A 17,253-nucleotide genomic window follows, 5' to 3' on the forward strand; every position below is an offset into this window, starting at 1 on the left:
TGGTGGGGGTACTCTCCACGAGAGGTGATAAGACGCCGCGGTGTGAACCCCACCGTTCATTAGACCCCAGTTCGAGGGACCAGTCGTGCCGGGGGCATACTGTGGTGAATGCGACTGGCAGCACCGAGTCGGCGAGGACGAACCCGTCGAACTCAGTCGAGCGATGATCGATCACTTCGTCGAGACCGGTCACTCGCCGGTCGAACGATGTGATGCGAGCGATCGTCTCCAGTCCGAGGACGGTGCCGAGACGACTAGTGCGACGACCGAACCCGCTCGAGAAAAGCCGAGCAGTCGGTAGTGAACCGTCGCGTGGAACGCGATACGCGGACGGTCGCCGACGGATCGGGGGCGGCGAGCCGCGTCTCGCCTCAACCGAGCAGGTAGCGCAGCCACGGCCGCTGTCGCACGAACTCGGTCGCCTCGAGGAACGCGTCGACGCCGAGGATGCGGCCCGCGGCGAAGGCGCCGACGATCACGAACATGAGAAATCCGAGCAGGTCCCCGTTGACGTACCCGTGCGCCCAGTCGGCGTTGCCCAGGTAGAACAACGTCATGAGGACGCCGCCGAAGAAGGCGGCCAGGCGCACGAAGGCCCCGAGGACGAGTCCGAGCCCGATGAGGAACTCACCGAGGGGTATCATCACGTTAGTGACCTCGAGCAGCGAGGGGGTCCCGGCGACGATTTCGAAGAGCCACGCGATGGGCGACTGGGCGTTCTGCAGGTAGCCCGCCGCGTCGAACGGTTCGCCCGCGACGAACGCGAATTTTCCCCACCCCGAGTGGAGGAACCAGTATCCGACGAGCAGCCGCACCGCGACCAGCACGTAGCCGGCAACCGAATCAGCGTACTCGAACGTTTCCCGCCCGCCGAACCACTGAACTGTGGCGTCGTTAGTTGACATTGTGAGTCACCTTACGGATAGATATTGGCCGTTACAGACGATAATACACGTCAAAATTCCCATTTGTGAGGAATGAATGAATATATCCCCACCAATAGAGGGTGTTTAAATATGCGTCGAGCGGATCGCTCAGGAAACGTCCTCGAGCGTCGGCCGCTCGACGTCCCCCGGGAACTCGTCGACCGGCACCTGCGCCTGGTCGCCCGAGTCCATGTCCTTGACCGTCACCTCGTCGTTCGCGAGGTCCTGTTCGCCGACGATGACGACCGTCTCGGCGTTGATCGAATCGGCGTACTCGAGTTGGGCACCGAACGAGCGGCCCGCGACGTCCGTCTCGACGACGTGGCCCCGATCGCGGAGGTCCCGACAGATCCGGGCCGCCTCGGTCCGCGTGTCCCCGATCTGCAGGACGTAATAGTCGGTCGTCACCGCTTCGTCGGGCCAGACACCCGCGCGCTGTAACAGAAGCGAAAGCGTCGCGTGCCCCGGCGCGACGCCGACGGCGGGCGTCGGCTGCCCGCCGAAGCTCTCGATGAGGTCGTCGTAACGGCCGCCGCCGAAGATCGACCGCGAGACGTCGCCCGCCGAATCGAAGCACTCGAAGACGACGCCGGTGTAGTAGTCCAGTCCGCGAGCCGTCTCGAGCGAGACGGTACAGTACTCGCGAGCGCCGAAGTCCTCCGCGGCCGCGAGCACGTTTCGGAGGTTCTCGACGGCTTCGGTCACGCGCTCCGTGTCGGCGAACGCGTCGACCGCCTCGAGGTCGCCGTCCGCGATGAGATCGTCGAACTCCGCGGCCTGGTCCGCCGTCAGACCCGCCGCTATCAGCAGATCGTGATACTCGGCGGCGGAGATCTTGGCCGATTTGTCGACCGCGCGGATCGCCGCCTCGGTGTCGACGTCGGCGTCGTAGCTCTCTAAGACGCCGCCCAAGATGTCGCGGTGGGAGATTCGGAACTCGAAGTGGTCGCCGGTGAGGCCGAGCCCGGTCAGCGCGTCGGCGGCCCACGTCAAGATCTCGGCGTCGGCTTCGGGTTCCGACGAGCCGAAGATGTCGACGTTGGTCTGGTAGAACTCGCGCTGTCGACCCTGCTGGACCTGCTCGTATCGCCAGAACGGTCGCGTAGAGAACCACTTGATCGGCTTCGACAGTTCCTGCTGTTTCGCGACGACCATCCGTGCGACGGTCGGCGTTAGCTCTGGCGTCAGCGTCACGTGGCGTCCGCCCTGATCTTCGAACGCGTAGAGTTCGTCGACGATCTCGTCACCGCTCTTGTCGGTCCACATCTCGGCTCGCTCGAGCGCCGGCGTTCCGATTTCGCGGAACCCGTACTCGCGGGCGCTCTCCTCCAGAACGTCGATGGTGGCCCGTCTGGCGGCCATCTCACCGGGATAGAAGTCACGAAAGCCCTTGATCCGGTCGTACATGAACGGTCGTTCGGCGAGGCCGAACTTCTATTCTTTTGTTCGGCGCGGGCGAACCACCGCGCGAATTGCCGACTCCATCGACCGTTTGGTTCGTTGCTAATTACCGTTAGATCCACGATGTCGAGTCCGAGATTGTCCCGTAATTTGATAGGTGTCTGCGCCGAGAGTACGACCGTGCAACGCGTGGCCGACGAAGACGATTGGATCGCGGATCTCGGCGATCAACTGCCGGTTTCGCCGCTGTCAGCCCTGGGCCTGTTTCTCTCGGCGATTATCGGGATCCGATTCGCCCTCGAGCGCGGGACGACCCGGGTATTGCTCGAGAGTATCTTTCCGCTCGTCGCCGCGACCGCGGTGGTCTTCGCCGACCGCTGGCTCGTCGCTCGTAACGTGTCGGTCCGGGACCGACTCACCGTGTTCGGCTACGGGCTGGGCGGCTTTCTCGCTGCGTCTCTCGTGACGGCGCTTCACCTCTACGTGCTGTATCTCGAGGAAACCGGCGCGAAAGCGCCCCTGTACCTGCTACTCATGGGAGGGACCGTCGGTGTCGGGGCGGGCACGGTCGCCGGAATCTACGAAATTCGACAGCGGGCGGCCGTCCGCGAAGCCGAGCGACAGAGCGCCCGTCTCGAGGAATTCGCCAGCGTCGTCAGTCACGACCTCCGGAATCCACTCGGCGTCGCTCAGGGACGGCTTCGAGCGGCGTTTACCACCGGCGAAGCGCACCACCTGGAAGAGGTCGACGCGGCGCTCGCTCGAATGGACGAACTCATCGAGGAGACGCTGTCGGTCGCCCGCAGCGGCACGCAGGTCGAAGACACCTACGATGTACCGCTCGTCGAACTCGCGAGCGAGGCCTGGACGGGAGTCGAGACGGGCGAAGCGACCTACGAAGCGGTCGGAAATCGAACGCTCGAGGTCGACCCGAAGCGAGCGAAACAGCTCTTCGAGAACCTCTACCGGAACGCGATCGAACACGGTCGCGAGGACGTCCGCGTTCGCGTCGGCTCGTGTGACGGCGGCTTCTTCGTCGCCGACGACGGTCCGGGCATTCCCGACGCCGAACGCGACGAGGTACTCGAGCACGGATACTCGACCGCCGAGGAGGGGTCGAGCCTCGGACTCGCGATCGTCCGCGCGATCGCCGACGCGCACGGCTGGCAGATTGCAGTCACCGAGAGCGAAGACGGCGGTGCGCGGTTCGAGTTTACTCGCGGGGAGTTGCCGCTCGGACGCGGGACGGGCCAGCAGCGGCCACCGCGCGACGATGGGCGGACGAGACGGTGGACGGACAGATGGTGGACGGACGACCTGGACCGGTGCTAACGCACGTCCGTCACGTACGTCTGGACGTGGTCCGGAAAGTGCTCCGCGACGGCTCGAGGGCCGTCTTCCTCGGCGATGGTCGCTCGAAGCTCCGCCTCGTAATCGGCCCTGTCGATCTCTTCGCTCGGCCCGACGATCACGTCGAGGCGCGCCTCGACGAGTCGGTCGACGGCCGAGCGACCGAACCCCGACAGCGGTGCGATGTAGTCGATCTCGTGTCGATCCTCGAGGCTCTGGGCCTGCGCCCTCGAGACCGTCGGCACGCGGTCGTCGCGCCGAGTGCCGTCAGCGATCGCATCGAACTCTCGAGACGCGAGTCGCTCGAGCGCGTGCGTGTGGACCAGTTGAATGCCGTTTCGAGGGAAGCCGTCCTCGCGGATCCGGTCGACCGCTTCGCGTGCGACGTCGGGGTCGCACTCGAGTCGTTCGAACGCGAAGTCGGCCCGGTCGGCCGTCTCGCGCGCGTGTTTCCAGTCGTCGCTGATCCCGAAGTGGGCGGTCACGAGCGTGACATCGTAAAACTCCTCGAGCAAGAGCGCGGCGAGCGTCGAATCCTTGCCGCCGCTGTAGAGCAGTCCGAGTTCCATCAGCGACGCTGGATGTCGAAGCTCTGCGAGTCGGGTTTGAGTTCCTTGAGGAGCTGTTTCATTTTGTCGTCGTCGATCTGGCCCTGGATGCGGCCGCTCCGGGCGAGGCTGACGACCTGTCGTTCGACCTGTTCGCCGAACTGCGGTTTGCTCATTTTGACGGTGTTGAGCCGCTTGCGAGCGTCGTCGGTCAGGTGCTGACGCAGGAGTGCGTTTTTCTGGGCTTCGGCCTGCTGCTGGGCCGCCTCCTGGCTCGCTTCGCTTTGCTGGGACTCGGCTCGGTCCTGTAGCTGCTCCATCTTCTGCTGTCGGAGTTCCTCGAGTTTTTCTTCGTCTGGTGAACCGCTCATTGGATCTCTATGTTGTGATTATCGCGCAGTCGGGAAAATGATTACGGACGGCGGTAGCGGTAGCTCTCGGCGGAGAAACCGGCACGAAAACGGATCAGATTCAGGCGTAGCGCTCGAGTTCCGGGCGGTCGAGTTCTTCGAGGACGGATCCCGCGGTATCGTCGAGCAAACTTCGACCGTCGGCGGTGATCCGGCGGCCCTCACCTTCGGCCGTCTCGACGAGGCCTTCCTCCTCGAGTTGCTGGAGGATGGTGCGGATCAGGTTCTTCGAACCGTCCGCGCGGCGGTCGGGCGCGACCTGGTAGCGGTTCGAACCGCCTTTCGCGCCGCCGTACTCGGTCGAGAGACGCTCGACGCCGACCGGACCGCGGTCCGCGACCTTTCGCAGCAGGCTCGCGGCGCGCGTCGCCCAGAAATCGTCCTGTTCGGGCGGAAGGTCCCGGTCGACACCGGTCTTCGCGAATTTCCCCCACTCCGGTTCCTCGAGTCGATCCGCGAGGTCGTCGGCGAGCGCCTCGATGAGGTCGTCCGCCGGAACGTCGTACATCGTAGCCATTGGCGTGTGGTTCCCGGTGGCGGCATTTAAGAGCATCGTATCGCCACGCGTGCGGCGCGGAGACGCGGCCCGGACCGTTTTTCGCCCTCGAGTCGAAACGGGGGGTATGGACGAACGCGCCGCCCTGCGGCTCCTGTCGGGCGAACTCGCGTCGGCCGGCGACGACGCGGCAACCGTCGACGGGCTCGTCGTGACGACGGATATGCTCCACGAGCGAACGGACTTCCCACCGGGGACGACCCGATACACGGCCGGGTGGCGCGCCATCGGCGCGTCGCTGTCGGACGTCGCTGCGATGGGTGCCGAGGCCACGGCCGCGGTCGCCGCCTACGCCGCACCCGCGTTCGACCGCGACGAACTGCTCGCGTTCGTTCGCGGTGCGACCGACGTTTGCGAGCGCGTCGGCACCGAGTACGTCGGCGGCGACCTCGACAGCCACGACGAGTTTACCGTCGCGACGACCGCGATCGGCCGAACGGACGATCCGGTTCAGCGACGCGGGGCCCGACCCGGCGACGTCGTCTGCGTCACCGGCACGCTCGGACGGAGTGCAGCCGCGCTCGAGTATTTCGAGCGCGCAACCGACAGCGACGGCGCTGACGACCGGCTGCTCGAGCGGGCGAACGATCTGTTCCGGTTCAGTCCCCGCATCGCGGCCGGACGGGCACTCGCTTCGCGTGCGACCGCGATGATGGACTCGAGCGACGGCCTCGCCCGCTCGCTTCATCAACTCGCCGAGGCGGGCGACTGCGGGTTCGCGATCGAGTCCGACCGGATTCCGATCGACGACGCCGTTCGCGCGGTCGCCGACACCGACGAGGAGGCGCTCGAACTCGCGACGACCTTCGGCGAGGACTTCGAACTCGTCGTGACGCTTCCCGAAGATGCGCGCTCGGCCGCCGCTGCGGCGACCGACGTGCCGCTGTCGGTGATCGGGTCGGTTCTCGAGGCCGAGGACGCGATAACGATGGACGGCGACCCGCTCGAGGACCGGGGTTACACCCACGGGTGAAGGGAAGCGACGTCCCAGAAGCGTACGTGCGCGTTCGACGGATTCACGGTGATCGGTCAGCCGATGATTGCGACCGGAACCGGCATGAAACAGAGCAAGCCGATTCCGAACGTGACGATTCCCAGAACGAACCGGCGGCGTCCGAGGGGTTCGTCTCGAACCGGTGTCGCCGGCCCCATCGACGCAAACAGCGTCGTCAACAGCCCCCAGATGATCCAGACGGCGACCGTGTTCACGCTGTGACCTTGTACGTAGAAGAGGTAGGCGGCGAGTGCGAACAACGCGCCCGGGACGATGGCCGCGATCGTCTCCTGTAGCTCCCCGGCCATCGCCCGAAGGATGTGCCCCCCGTCGAGTTGGCCGACGGGAATCAAATTGAGGAAGGTGACGAACATCCCGACCCACGCGCCGATGACCACCGGGTTCACGCCCGTCGCCGGATCATCACCGTACAGCGGCTGGTCGAAGACGGCGGCGAGCAACTCGAGTAACGGAGGGTACCCGAGTCTGATCTCGATCGCGTTCGGGTCCTGTAGGACCGCCTCCGAAACGGTCACGGGCGGCAGATGAAGGCCGATCACCGTCACGATAACCGTCGCGACGAAGCCGGCGAGCGGGCCGGCGACGCCGATATCGAACAGCGCCTTTCGGTCGGGCATTCGACCCTTCATTTTGATGACTGCACCCATCGTCCCGATGAGCGTCGGCACCGGAATGAAGTACGGCAACGAGGCGTTCACCCGATGATACCGGCTCATCACGTAGTGTCCCATTTCGTGGACGCCGAGAACCCCGAGGATCGCGAGCGAGAACGGCCAGGCGCGCCAGATCGCGGTCGGTTCGGCGAACGGATCGATCTGATACCAGAACGCGCCGGCGAACAGCGTCGAACAGACCGTCAACAGGAGTAAGAGGATGTTCGTCCAGGGAACGCCATCGACGCCGACAGTCGTCGGCTGGGCGACGAGGACGTACTCGCCGTGGCGCGTCTCGAGGGTGGCGTCGTACCCGCGTTCGTGAAAGACGGGCCAGAGCTCTCGCAGTACCCGCTCGGGGTGAGCCAACGGGTCGCCATAGTACACTAATTGATCGTCCTCTCGCCGAGTTTCGTAGACCGCGAACACCGACTCGATGCGATCGATCGGGGGGCCGTCCTCGAGAGAGCGGCCGCCGCGTCCCGCGGGACCGAATCCGGTCCGATCGACGTCTTCCATCACTCGTGGTTCACGATCTGACGGTATAAATCGACTGCCGTCGGCAGGGCCGACCGTTTCTCGCGTGAGTGTCCCCCGATCACGGACGAGATCCGCAACGCCGACGGCTGTCGATGTGACATCGACAGCTGTGAAACACCGCCACTCGTCCGCTCGGCGCGTCAAAACCGGGTTCGAAACGTCACTTCTCCGGTCGAACCGGACGACGGTCGCACCGGCTGGATGCGCGTTGGAACAGGGCGTCGTGCCGGAACGCGTCGGTGACGCGCCGGCACGGGGTTCGTAAGGGTGCGTGAGGGGTGCGGGGACGGTCTGTGGGTGATGCGTCGGTCGAGAGTCGTGACAGTCAGGCGGGCGCGACGCGCCACGTCGTCGCGCTCGTGTACGACCACTTCTCGATCTCGAGGTCGCTAACCGAGCCCGAGAGCTTGGCCATGAGCGCGCCGATTTCTTTTGGAGACATACCAACGTCGTCTGCGATGAACTTGCCTTTGAAGTAGAGTTCTCCATCTTCGGCACGGTCGCGAAGATAGCGTTTCAGGCGGCGTTCCTTGCTTTCTGTGGAGGGTTGGGCTGTCGTGCTCATCGACACCCATCTCTTCCGACGGGGATCTGTTATAAAGGAAGGATGGTTAGCGACGTTTCAATTATGTTCAGCTAACTTGCTGGTAATTGATTTTTATTCAGGTTCAAACTGTTATTAACCGCAGTTCGAGAGGGCTCGAGGCGTTTTAAAACCGAAGATAACTTATTATCACAGGTGGTTTCTTCTCAATCGTTATACTCTCTTCTTTCGTGACTGTTTCGTAAATTGAGGGCGTTCGATGAACGGATATAACGGTCACGGTCGGTCGTGGACCCAGAACTCGTCCTCGACGGTCACTTCCTTCTTGAACAGTGGTACTTCGTCTTTTAGACGATTGATTCCATCCTCGACGGTCCGGAACGCCTCCTCGCGGTGGCCTGCGAGGACGACGACGAAGACGATGTCCTCTCCGTCCGCGACGACACCGGTCCGGTGATGGAGTTCGACGTCGAAGACGCCGTGTCGCGCCTCGAGGTCCGCTTCCAGGGCCGCCATTCGTTCGTCGGCGATGCCCTCGTACTTCTCGAACTCGAGATATTGCGTTCGCGCGTCGTCCGCGCTATCTTTGCCGCGGACGCGACCGGTGAAGGTCGCGATCGCACCCGCTCTGTCCGCCGACGGTGATCGTTTGACGCGGGCCACTATCGACTCGAGGGTCTCGTGAGGTTCCGCCGACTCGAGGCGCTGTACGAGGGGGACGTCCGCGAGTTCGCTCGGGGTCTCGACGGTCGCGATGACGTCCTCGTCGGGGTCGATTTCGACGCTCGATCCGTCCACCCCGGGGCCCACCACGATCGACGGGTATCGCAGCCCGGAGACGCCGACGACGATCGCATAGGCGCAATCCGTCACGAGGCGGTCTATCGCATCGCCGACGGTTAGCCCGGTACCGGACGCGGTCCAATCTCCGTCCGCACCCAGTTCGTACGTGACGTCGCCGCCCATCGATTTTCGAACTTGCGTGCCGTCCGCGATCGTCGCGTCGTACCTGACGACGCCCACCCTCCCTCGCTCCGAGAGCCGATCGACGGTCTGGTCGACGACCCGCTCTACGGTGTCGCCGCCCGCACCGCCGTCGCGAATACCGAGTACGTACATACGTAACCCATTGGGCTGGTTCGACTTTGTAGCTGTCGCCGGGTGAGCCCGCGTCCGGCGTGTCCTGGAGCTTGCGGCCCGTCGCGACTCGATCGATCCGTGGCCGGCCGCGTCCCGTTGGGCTGCACTCTGCCGGTTCCCGTTCAGGCGTTCGTCACGCAGGACGACCCACGACCGAAGGCGCCGTCATCGGAACCCTACTCCGGTCGACGGTAGCACGGGATTTTGCGCCTTCGGAGAGAACGTTCGATATGCCCCTTCGAATCGGCTTTACGGGCGACGTCATGCTCGGGCGACTCGTCGACGACCGCCAGCGCACCCGTCCCGTCGACGCCGTCTGGGGAACCACCCTCGAGCGGCTGCGCGAGCTGGACGGGCTAGTGATCAACCTCGAGTGCTGTCTCTCGACGCGAGGCCAAAAGTGGCAGCGGACGTATCGGCCGTTTCACTTTCGGGCCGACCCCGACTGGGCCGTCCCCGCACTCGAGCGCGCCGACGTCGACGCCTGCGCGCTGGCGAACAATCACGTGTTAGATTACGAGGCGGTGGCGCTCCGGGACACGCTCGACGTCCTCGACGAGGCGGGGATCGCCCGGGCTGGTGCGGGAGAAACGATCGACGACGCACTGAACCCCGCGGTTTGGACGATCGACGAAATCGAACACGGCGCGAGAGACGGCGACACTGCTCGCGCGGTCGACGTTGCACTGGTGTCGTTCACCGATAACACGCCGGAGTACGCCGCCGACGAGGACTCGCCGGGGACGGCCTGGATCGAGATGGACGTCGACGATGCACGAACTCGACAGCGCACGCGGGAGGCGCTCGAGCGCGCACGCGACGCCGATCCGGATCTCCTTATCGCCTCCCTTCACTGGGGGCCGAACATGGTCACGGAACCGCCGGACGCGTTCCGGCGGTTCGGCCGATGGCTAATCGAGGAGGGCGTCGACGTCGTCCACGGGCACAGCGCCCACGTCTTCCACGGGATCGAGGTCCACGAGAGCCGCCCGATCGTCTACGACGCGGGCGACTTCGTCGACGATTACAGGGTCGACCCCGAGTTGCGAAACGATCGGAGCTTCCTGTTCGTGCTCACGGTGACCTCGGACGGCCGGCCGACGGAACTCCGACTCCATCCGACCGAGATAGACGACTGGTCGGTCGCCGAGGCGAGCCCGGCGGCCGCCGAGTGGTCACGCGACCGAATGCGCGGGCTGTCCGCCCGATTCGGCACCGAATTCGAACGGGACGGCGAGGCGCTCGTCCTGTCGCTCGAGGAGGGATCCGAAGCCTGAACCGATCCGGAGACGGTCGATCGCGCAAGCGGTGTGTCACCACGCCGTTCGGGAAGTTGGCAACCCTTAAGATAGCAACTCCGCTACACCGGGATAGTATGAAAGTGGTCGTCTCTATCGGCGGAAGCGTCCTCGTACCCGAACCCGGCGGGGATCGGGTCGCCGAGCACGCTGCCGTTATCGAAGACCTCGCCTCGGACGGGTGTCGGATCGGCGCCGTGGTCGGGGGTGGCGGCGTCGCCCGCGAATACATCGCGGCCGCTCGCGAACTCGGGGCGAACGAAATCGAACTCGATCAGCTGGGCATCGACGTCACGCGGCTGAATGCCCGGCTTCTCATCGCCGCGCTCGGCGAAGAATCGGTCACGGCCCCGGCGAGGGACTACGAAGAGGCCAGCGAGGCGCTCCGTCGCGACGACGTCTGCGTCATGGGCGGGGTGGCACCGGCCCAGACCACCGACGCCGTCGGGGCCGCCCTCGCGGAGTACATCGACGCCGACCTGCTCGTCTACGCCACGAGCGTCCCCGGCGTCTACAGCGACGACCCGAACGAGACCGACGACGCCGTCAAATACGACGAACTCTCCGCCACGGAACTCGTCGACGTCATTGCCGGCCTCGAGATGAACGCCGGTGCGTCCGCGCCGGTCGATCTGCTGGCGGCGAAGATAATCGAGCGCTCGGGGATGCGCACCATCGTCCTCGACGGCACCGATCCCGATCGGATCGCCCGCGCGGTCCGCCACGGCGAACACGACGGCACCGATATCGTTCCCGACGGTGTCGGCGCGGAGCCGACCTACTGGGCGCGCGACGAGCAATGAGTTCCGACGGCGACCCGACGGACGATCCGGCAGTTGACTCGGACGCGATCAGCCCCTACACCCTCCAGCAGGAGGGCGACGGCGAGACGCGACACGCGTTCTGGGCGGATACGGTCGCAGATCGGATAGAAGACCGCGTGGCCGACCAGGGAGAGGCCACGAACGAAGCGAACGGGGAGGGACGACCCGCGAGCCGGAATCCCGCGGAACCGATCGTCGTCAAGGGCGGCATTTCGCCCTCGGGCGTCCCCCACCTCGGCAACGTCAACGAGATCATGCGCGGCTACTTCGTCGCCGAGGTGCTACGGGACCGGGGTCACGACGTTAGACAGGTCTTCACCGCCGACGACCGCGATCCCTTGCGAAAGCTGCCGCGCACCCTCTGTGACCTCGAGGGGAACCTCGTCGATCTCGGAGACGTCGACGCGGGCGCCCTCGGTCGGAACCTCGGTGCGCCCTACACCGACATCCCGGACCCGTTCGGCTGCTGTGACTCCTACGGCGACCACTTCTCGACCATTATCCAGGACAGCGCCGACGCCGTCGACGTCCCGATCGACCTCGTCTCGGACACGGACCTCTACGCATCCGGCGCGTTCGAGGACGTGACTCGGTTCGTCCTCGAGCACCGTGATCGCGCACGGGAGGTCCTCTCGCAGTACCAGGACAAAGTCGACGAGGACTACGTCCCGTTCAATCCGATCTGCGAGAATTGCGGGAAGATCACGGAGACGGTGACGGGCGTCGACACCGAAAACGAGCCGCCGACCGTCGACTACGTGTGCACCGACATGGACGCTGGCGACCGCACCATCGACGGCTGCGGCCACGAAGGAACCGCAACGCTGCGCGAGGGAAAACTTCCCTGGCGCTTCGAGTGGCCCGCGCAGTGGCAGTTGCTCGACGTCGACTTCGAACCCTTCGGGAAGGACCACGCCGAGGGCTCCTGGCCCAGCGGCCAGGACGTCGCACGCAACGTCCTCGAGATCGAACCGCCGGTGCCGATGGTCTACGAGTGGTTCACGCTCGAGGGCGAGCCGTTCTCCTCCTCGGCGGGGAACGTCATCCTCGTCTCGGACGTCCTCGAGTTGCTCGAGCCGGAGGTCCTGCGGTATTTCTTCGCGAAGGATCCCTCGAAGGCGCGAGATTTCAGCATCGAACGGCTCGACCAACTGGTCGACGAGTTCGACCGGTTCGAGGCGATTTACTTCGGCGAGGTCGACGCGAGCGAGGACGAAGTCGCCTTCGCCGAGCGGGTGTACCCGTTCGTGGTCGAAGAGCCTCGGGAAGAGCGGATTCGGCTCCCCTACACCTTCGCTGCGGTCCTCGGAATGACCGACGACCCCGCCCTTCGCGAGGAGATCGCCCGCCGCGAGGGCCACATCCCCGAAGACGCCCCCGAGTGGGCCGTCGAAGGGGCGCTCGATCGCGTCGAGCAGGCCCGCAACTGGGCCCGCCGGACCCAAAACGAGTTCGACTACGAACTCAAACGAACCGAGATTCCGGCTCACGAATTCGACGCCGACACGGAAACCGCACTCGAGGAACTGGCCGACTTCATCGAAGAGGGTCACGAGCCCGACGAGATCCAGGGCGAGATATACGAGACGGCAAAGCGCCACGACGTCGACGTCGGAGACTTCTTCGGCGCGGGGTACCGGCTGTTTTTCGACGACGAACAGGGGCCGAAGCTCGGCCCCTTCCTCGCCAAGGTCGATCGTGAGTTCGTCGTCGCGCGACTACGACGGGAGCGCTGAGGGGCATCGACAACCGGGGCGCGTAGACAAAAGCCATTTGAGACCGCCACCCTGAGATAGTACCGATGGACTACGGCTCCCTCGCTGTCGTCTCGCCTCCCGAAATATACGGCTCGGAACTCCTCACGTGGGTGCTCCTCGGTCTCTTGGGCTACTGGGTCGCCGTCATCGCGCTCCAGAACAGCGGCCGGTTGCCGGACTACGTCGGAACACAGGGACCGATCCTGACCTTCCACACGAAACGCGGACGGGAGTTGCTCGATAGGCTCGCCCGCCCAAAGCGGTTCTGGCGAGCGTGGTCGAACGTTGGCGTCGGTATCGCCCTGGTCGTGATGGTGGGAATGTTCCTGTTTCTCCTCCAGGCGGCAATGACGATGCTCTCCTCGCCGCAGCCGGCGACCTCGGCGGTTCGGCAACCGCGCAACGTCCTCGTCATCCCGGGAATCAACGACTTCCTCCCGCTTTCGGCGACGCCCGGAATCGTCTTCGGACTGCTCGTCGGGCTCGTCGTCCACGAGGGCGGACACGGGCTGCTCTGTCGCGTCGAAGACATCGACATCGACTCGATGGGAATCGCGATGCTCGCCGTGCTCCCCATCGGGGCGTTCGTCGAACCCGACCAGGAGAGCAGCAAATCGGCTTCTCGAGGGGGCCAGACGCGGATGTTCGCCGCGGGCGTCACGAACAATTTCGCGGTCACGCTCCTGGTCTTCGCCCTTCTGTTCGGACCGGTCGTCGGCTCGATCGCCGTCGCACCCGGAGCCGCCGTCGGCGGCGTCGCACCCGACTCACCCGCCGCCGATGCCGGAATCGAACCGAACGATCGTATCACCGCGATCAACGGGGCAGCGGTCGCGGGGAACGACGACCTCGCGGACCGGCTCGAGTCGACCGACGGCGAACAGGTATCCGTCGAACTCAACGGCGAGCGGACGGTACCGGTCGATCGAGCGCTGCTCGTGACCGCGGCGATGGACGACGGCCCGACGCAACTCTCGGCCGGCGACAAAGTCCGCGCGGTCGACGGCCAGCGTATCGCGACCGAACGCGGCTTCTTCGCCGCCGTCGGCGACAGCGAACGAGTCACGCTGACGATCGAACCAGCGGACGACGGCGAGCCGGTCGAACGCGAGGTCGCGGTCGGCGCCGCGGTCTCGATCGCGGACGGCGAACCGCTCGAGGGGGCGACCGGTCCGACCGACGAACCGTTCGTCATCACCCGCTTCGACGGCGAGCGGATTCACGACTACGACGAACTCAGTTCGCTCCTCGAGAACAGCGAACCCGGCCAGGAGGTCACGGTGGCGGGTTACTTCGGCGACGACCGGGAGCAGTACACGGTAACGCTCGACGCGCACCCGCAGGCCGACAGCGGATTTCTCGGTATCAGGGGATATCAGGGCGCCTCCGGCGTCACGGTAAGCGACATCGGCGTACAGCTCTATCCGGCGGCGGACTACCTGTCGTTACTCGGCGGTACCGGCGAAACACCGTTCGGGCCGATCACTGACACGTTCCTCGGCCAGATCGGGGTTGCGCTGTTCCTGCCGATCGTCGGGGTCATCGGCATCTTGCCGTTCAATTTCGCCGGCTTCACGGGCGGGATTCAAAACTTCTACGAGGTACAGGGCTTCCTCGGCGCACTCGGTGACGGTCCCGTTTTCGTCGTCGCGAACATGTTGTTCTGGACCGGGTGGATCAACGTCCAGCTCGGCTTTTTCAACTGCATCCCGGCGTTCCCCCTCGACGGCGGACACATCCTCCGAACCAGCACCGAGGCAGTCATCTCCCGGTTGCCGATCAATGCGACCCGCGGGATGGTCCGCGTGGTGACGACGACCGTCGGGGTGACGATGCTCGTGAGCTTCCTCCTGATGCTGTTCGGCCCACAACTGATCGGCGGATAACGTCGCGGTCGTGTGTATCGGCAGGAAAAGCGAGCTACGCCTCGTTCGGATCGATCCCGTGGCGGTCGTAGAACTCCTCGGGCGTCTCCCGGAGGCGCTCGAATTCGGTGTCGAAATAGTGTTCGTGGTGACGGACGACCTGTTCGACGACCCACCGGCTGAACTCCTCGTCGAATCGCCACTCGCCTTCCATCTCGCAAATGTCGAAGCGGTCGTCCGTCGAGAAGGCGGCGTATACGTGGAAAAAGCCGAGAATGACGTCGGCGAAATCACTCGCTTTCTCACAACCCCTCTCGCGGCGGTTCTCGAGCTCTGTATAGCCTCGCTTCGTGAGTTCGAAATATTTCCTGTCGGGTTCGTCCTCGCGTTCGATGCGTGCTGCCCAGCCTTTCTCCTCGAATTTGTAGAGTATCGGGTACACCGACCCGTAGGACGGCTCCCAGTGACCGCCGCTGATCTCACGGATTTCCTTGAGGATTTCGTAGCCGTACCGCGGTTTCTCCTCGAGGAGTTCGAGGACGAGATAGGCGATGAGTCCTTTCGGCGGCCCACTTTTCCGCATATATCTCGTGGATAAAACGGGCGACGGTAAAGGGTTTCGGACATCGGTTGAATCGGCAGGGTAACCGCCGCGTGTGGCGGCCCGAATCGGGTCGCGTGCAGGCGGGACGCGACAGTCGGATCGCCAGCAGTACCGCCCGGGGGCATCGAGTCGAAACCCGGCCCTTCTTAGCCTCGCCTGTCCAACCCCCGCTATGGAACGACGGCGACCGCCACAGACCGAAGAGGGCTGGTACGTTCTGCACGACTTCCGGTCGATCGATTGGGACGCCTGGCGAGCGGCCCCGGAACGGCGACGCTCGCGGGCGATCGAAGACGGAATCGATTACCTCACGGCCTGTGAGGGCGTCGACGACGCCGACGAAGGGGAATCCGCGACGTTCGCGGTCCTTGGCCACAAGGCGGACCTGCTCGTCCTCCACTTGCGGCCGACGCTTTCCGACATCGACACCCTGGAACGGCGGTTCGAACACACCGCACTCGCCGAGTTTACCGACCGTGCAGACTCCTACCTCTCCGTCACGGAGGTCTCGGGGTACATGTCCGAGGAGTATTTCGACGAGGACGCGGCGGTCGAAGACACCGGCATCGCGCGGTACATCGAGTCGCGGCTCAAGCCCGACCTCCCGGACAGCGAATTTCTGTCCTTCTATCCGATGAGCAAGCGTCGCGGTCCCGACCACAACTGGTACGAACTGCCCTTCGACGAGCGCGCCGAGTACCTCTCGAACCACGGCGAGATCGGCAAGGACTACGCCGGCCGCGTCACGCAGATCATCTCCGGCAGCGTCGGACTCGACGACTTCGAGTGGGGCATCACCCTGTTCGGCGACGATCCGACCGACGTGAAAGAACTCCTCTACGAAATGCGCTTCGATCCCTCGAGTTCCCGCTTCGCCGAATTCGGGCGGTTCCTCTCGGCCCGTCGATTCCCGCCGGCCGACCTCGGCGCGTTCCTCGCGGGCGAACGAATCCCGCGAGAGGACGACGGGAGCCATCCCCACACCGCCGGCGAATCAGAGGGCCACCATCACCACGACAGTGACGGGGCGTCGAGCGGCCACCGCCACCAGGGAGACGACGCCGACGAGGACGAAGCGGACGTCCGCAGCGAACTCGAGGACCTGGGCGTCTACGCGGGTCAGCCCCACGGCGAGGACGTCCACGCCGTCGTGCTCTACTCCGCTGCCGACGCCGACGAGCTGTTCGAGGAGGTCGACGGTCTGCGCACGAATTTCGACCACTACGATACGCACGTGAAGACTGCGGTGTACGAGCCACGAGACGGTGACAGCGAAAGCGCCATCGTCAGCCTCTGGGAAACCGAACGGGCCGCGAACACGGCCGCCGGGTTCCTCTCCGACCTCCCCGACATCGTCCGGCAGGCGGGCGACGACGAGACGGACTCGTGGGGAACGATGGGAATGTTCTACACCGTCGAGCCGGCTCACCGCGGGGACTTTCTCGGCGTCTTCGAGGACGCGGCCGACCTCCTCGCGGACATGAACGGCCACCGAAAGACGGACCTGCTGGAAAACCGTGAGGACGAAAACGACATGTTCATCGCCAGCCGCTGGGACTCCCGCGAGGACGCCATGCAGTTCTTCCGAAGCGACGCCTTCTCGGAAACCGTCGAGTTCGGCCGCGACATCCTCGCTGACCGGCCCCGACACGTCTTCCTGGCGTAAACGACCCCGGCCTACTCCCTCGACGAAGACGCGCTCCAGTCCTCGAGGGGGTTCGATGTGCACTCCCCGCTAACGGTCGCCAGCAGTTTGCTGGAGACTCTCGGCGTTGCCCCTCCCACGTCGGAGGCATCACCTCGAACGTTGCTGTGCACGCGA

General features: G+C 64.9%; 17 protein-coding genes. 8 read left to right on the forward strand and 9 right to left on the reverse strand.

What is annotated here, in order from left to right; all coding sequences use genetic code 11:
* Window positions 1–85 precede the first annotated feature (85 nt).
* Window positions 86–301 (forward strand): hypothetical protein, encoded by a 216-nt coding sequence (locus tag NJT13_RS09365; protein WP_254525290.1) that lies wholly within the window; start codon window positions 86–88, stop codon window positions 299–301.
* Between the two features lie 70 nt (window positions 302–371).
* Here NJT13_RS09365 and NJT13_RS09370 read toward each other — a convergent pair whose 3' ends face one another.
* Together NJT13_RS09370 and hisS are read right to left on the reverse strand one after the other, a co-directional pair.
* Window positions 372–905: a DoxX family protein gene (locus NJT13_RS09370; RefSeq protein WP_254525291.1), complete on the reverse strand. Its 534-nt coding sequence runs from the start codon at window positions 903–905 to the stop codon at window positions 372–374.
* A 129-nt stretch (window positions 906–1,034) separates the two neighbouring features.
* Window positions 1,035–2,333 (reverse strand): histidine--tRNA ligase, encoded by a 1,299-nt coding sequence (hisS, locus tag NJT13_RS09375; RefSeq protein WP_254525292.1) that lies wholly within the window; start codon window positions 2,331–2,333, stop codon window positions 1,035–1,037.
* Between the two features lie 174 nt (window positions 2,334–2,507).
* Between hisS and NJT13_RS09380 the strand changes: the two genes are divergently transcribed.
* The gene (locus tag NJT13_RS09380) at window positions 2,508–3,659 is read left to right on the forward strand and encodes a sensor histidine kinase (protein ID WP_254525293.1); all 1,152 of its coding nucleotides are present in this window, start codon (window positions 2,508–2,510) and stop codon (window positions 3,657–3,659) included.
* On the opposite strand, the gene NJT13_RS09385 is transcribed toward NJT13_RS09380, so the two are convergent.
* The 3 genes from NJT13_RS09385 to NJT13_RS09395 all read right to left on the reverse strand — a co-directional run bounded on the left by NJT13_RS09385 (window position 3,656) and on the right by NJT13_RS09395 (window position 5,152).
* Window positions 3,656–4,246 (reverse strand): DUF7411 family protein, encoded by a 591-nt coding sequence (locus tag NJT13_RS09385; protein ID WP_254525294.1) that lies wholly within the window; start codon window positions 4,244–4,246, stop codon window positions 3,656–3,658. The genes NJT13_RS09380 and NJT13_RS09385 overlap by 4 nt on opposite strands.
* On the reverse strand, window positions 4,246–4,596 hold the full coding sequence (locus NJT13_RS09390) for a DNA-binding protein (RefSeq protein WP_254525295.1): 351 nt from the start codon (window positions 4,594–4,596) through the stop codon (window positions 4,246–4,248). The genes NJT13_RS09385 and NJT13_RS09390 overlap by 1 nt, the downstream gene beginning before the upstream one ends.
* A gap of 100 nt (window positions 4,597–4,696) precedes the next feature.
* The gene (locus NJT13_RS09395) at window positions 4,697–5,152 is read right to left on the reverse strand and encodes a 30S ribosomal protein S19e (RefSeq protein WP_254525296.1); all 456 of its coding nucleotides are present in this window, start codon (window positions 5,150–5,152) and stop codon (window positions 4,697–4,699) included.
* Between the two features lie 106 nt (window positions 5,153–5,258).
* Here NJT13_RS09395 and thiL point away from each other — a divergent pair, with 106 nt between their 5' ends.
* A complete protein-coding gene (gene thiL, locus NJT13_RS09400; protein ID WP_254525297.1) occupies window positions 5,259–6,164 on the forward strand; it encodes a thiamine-phosphate kinase in 906 nt (301 codons plus the stop codon).
* Window positions 6,165–6,220: 56 nt separating this feature from the next.
* On the opposite strand, the gene NJT13_RS09405 is transcribed toward thiL, so the two are convergent.
* The 3 genes from NJT13_RS09405 to NJT13_RS09415 all read right to left on the reverse strand — a co-directional run bounded on the left by NJT13_RS09405 (window position 6,221) and on the right by NJT13_RS09415 (window position 9,062).
* Window positions 6,221–7,378 (reverse strand): site-2 protease family protein, encoded by a 1,158-nt coding sequence (locus NJT13_RS09405; RefSeq protein ID WP_254525298.1) that lies wholly within the window; start codon window positions 7,376–7,378, stop codon window positions 6,221–6,223.
* 346 nt (window positions 7,379–7,724) lie between these two features.
* Entirely contained in the window at window positions 7,725–7,964 is a 240-nt protein-coding gene (locus NJT13_RS09410; RefSeq protein ID WP_254525299.1) for a DUF7123 family protein, read from the reverse strand.
* 255 nt (window positions 7,965–8,219) lie between these two features.
* On the reverse strand, window positions 8,220–9,062 hold the full coding sequence (locus NJT13_RS09415) for a molybdopterin synthase (RefSeq protein WP_254525300.1): 843 nt from the start codon (window positions 9,060–9,062) through the stop codon (window positions 8,220–8,222).
* Window positions 9,063–9,313: 251 nt separating this feature from the next.
* On the opposite strand from NJT13_RS09415, the gene NJT13_RS09420 reads away from it, so the two are divergent.
* The 4 genes from NJT13_RS09420 to NJT13_RS09435 all read left to right on the forward strand — a co-directional run bounded on the left by NJT13_RS09420 (window position 9,314) and on the right by NJT13_RS09435 (window position 14,848).
* Window positions 9,314–10,360 (forward strand): CapA family protein, encoded by a 1,047-nt coding sequence (locus NJT13_RS09420; RefSeq protein WP_254525301.1) that lies wholly within the window; start codon window positions 9,314–9,316, stop codon window positions 10,358–10,360.
* A gap of 98 nt (window positions 10,361–10,458) precedes the next feature.
* A complete protein-coding gene (gene pyrH / locus NJT13_RS09425) occupies window positions 10,459–11,184 on the forward strand; it encodes a UMP kinase (protein ID WP_254525302.1) in 726 nt (241 codons plus the stop codon).
* Window positions 11,181–12,941 (forward strand): lysine--tRNA ligase, encoded by a 1,761-nt coding sequence (gene lysS, locus NJT13_RS09430; RefSeq protein WP_254525303.1) that lies wholly within the window; start codon window positions 11,181–11,183, stop codon window positions 12,939–12,941. Before pyrH ends, lysS begins: the two co-directional genes overlap by 4 nt.
* Before the next feature lie 65 nt (window positions 12,942–13,006).
* Window positions 13,007–14,848 (forward strand): site-2 protease family protein, encoded by a 1,842-nt coding sequence (locus NJT13_RS09435; RefSeq protein WP_254525304.1) that lies wholly within the window; start codon window positions 13,007–13,009, stop codon window positions 14,846–14,848.
* Between the two features lie 34 nt (window positions 14,849–14,882).
* Here the strand turns inward: NJT13_RS09435 and NJT13_RS09440 are convergent, their stop codons facing one another.
* On the reverse strand, window positions 14,883–15,410 hold the full coding sequence (locus NJT13_RS09440) for a PadR family transcriptional regulator (RefSeq protein WP_254525305.1): 528 nt from the start codon (window positions 15,408–15,410) through the stop codon (window positions 14,883–14,885).
* 193 nt (window positions 15,411–15,603) lie between these two features.
* Between NJT13_RS09440 and NJT13_RS09445 the strand changes: the two genes are divergently transcribed.
* Window positions 15,604–17,097, forward strand: coding sequence for a heme-binding protein (locus NJT13_RS09445; RefSeq protein WP_254525306.1), 1,494 nt, complete (start codon window positions 15,604–15,606; stop codon window positions 17,095–17,097).
* Window positions 17,098–17,253 lie beyond the last annotated feature (156 nt).

The organism is Natrinema caseinilyticum, from assembly GCF_024227435.1.
In the GTDB taxonomy this organism is placed as follows: Archaea; Halobacteriota; Halobacteria; order Halobacteriales; family Natrialbaceae; genus Natrinema; species Natrinema caseinilyticum.

Excerpts from the sequence above, each read along its gene's own strand:
- NJT13_RS09370 (WP_254525291.1), bottom strand. The coding sequence starts at position 905 with ATGTCAACTAACGACGCCACAGTTCAGTGGTTCGGCGGGCGGGAAACG.
- hisS (WP_254525292.1), bottom strand. The coding sequence starts at position 2,333 with ATGTACGACCGGATCAAGGGCTTTCGTGACTTCTATCCCGGTGAGATG.
- NJT13_RS09385 (WP_254525294.1), bottom strand. The coding sequence starts at position 4,246 with ATGGAACTCGGACTGCTCTACAGCGGCGGCAAGGATTCGACGCTCGCC.
- NJT13_RS09390 (WP_254525295.1), bottom strand. The coding sequence starts at position 4,596 with ATGAGCGGTTCACCAGACGAAGAAAAACTCGAGGAACTCCGACAGCAG.
- NJT13_RS09395 (WP_254525296.1), bottom strand. The coding sequence starts at position 5,152 with ATGGCTACGATGTACGACGTTCCGGCGGACGACCTCATCGAGGCGCTC.
- thiL (WP_254525297.1), top strand. The coding sequence starts at position 5,259 with ATGGACGAACGCGCCGCCCTGCGGCTCCTGTCGGGCGAACTCGCGTCG.
- NJT13_RS09405 (WP_254525298.1), bottom strand. The coding sequence starts at position 7,378 with ATGGAAGACGTCGATCGGACCGGATTCGGTCCCGCGGGACGCGGCGGC.
- NJT13_RS09410 (WP_254525299.1), bottom strand. The coding sequence starts at position 7,964 with ATGAGCACGACAGCCCAACCCTCCACAGAAAGCAAGGAACGCCGCCTG.
- NJT13_RS09415 (WP_254525300.1), bottom strand. The coding sequence starts at position 9,062 with ATGTACGTACTCGGTATTCGCGACGGCGGTGCGGGCGGCGACACCGTA.
- NJT13_RS09420 (WP_254525301.1), top strand. The coding sequence starts at position 9,314 with ATGCCCCTTCGAATCGGCTTTACGGGCGACGTCATGCTCGGGCGACTC.
- pyrH (WP_254525302.1), top strand. The coding sequence starts at position 10,459 with ATGAAAGTGGTCGTCTCTATCGGCGGAAGCGTCCTCGTACCCGAACCC.
- lysS (WP_254525303.1), top strand. The coding sequence starts at position 11,181 with ATGAGTTCCGACGGCGACCCGACGGACGATCCGGCAGTTGACTCGGAC.
- NJT13_RS09435 (WP_254525304.1), top strand. The coding sequence starts at position 13,007 with ATGGACTACGGCTCCCTCGCTGTCGTCTCGCCTCCCGAAATATACGGC.
- NJT13_RS09440 (WP_254525305.1), bottom strand. The coding sequence starts at position 15,410 with ATGCGGAAAAGTGGGCCGCCGAAAGGACTCATCGCCTATCTCGTCCTC.
- NJT13_RS09445 (WP_254525306.1), top strand. The coding sequence starts at position 15,604 with ATGGAACGACGGCGACCGCCACAGACCGAAGAGGGCTGGTACGTTCTG.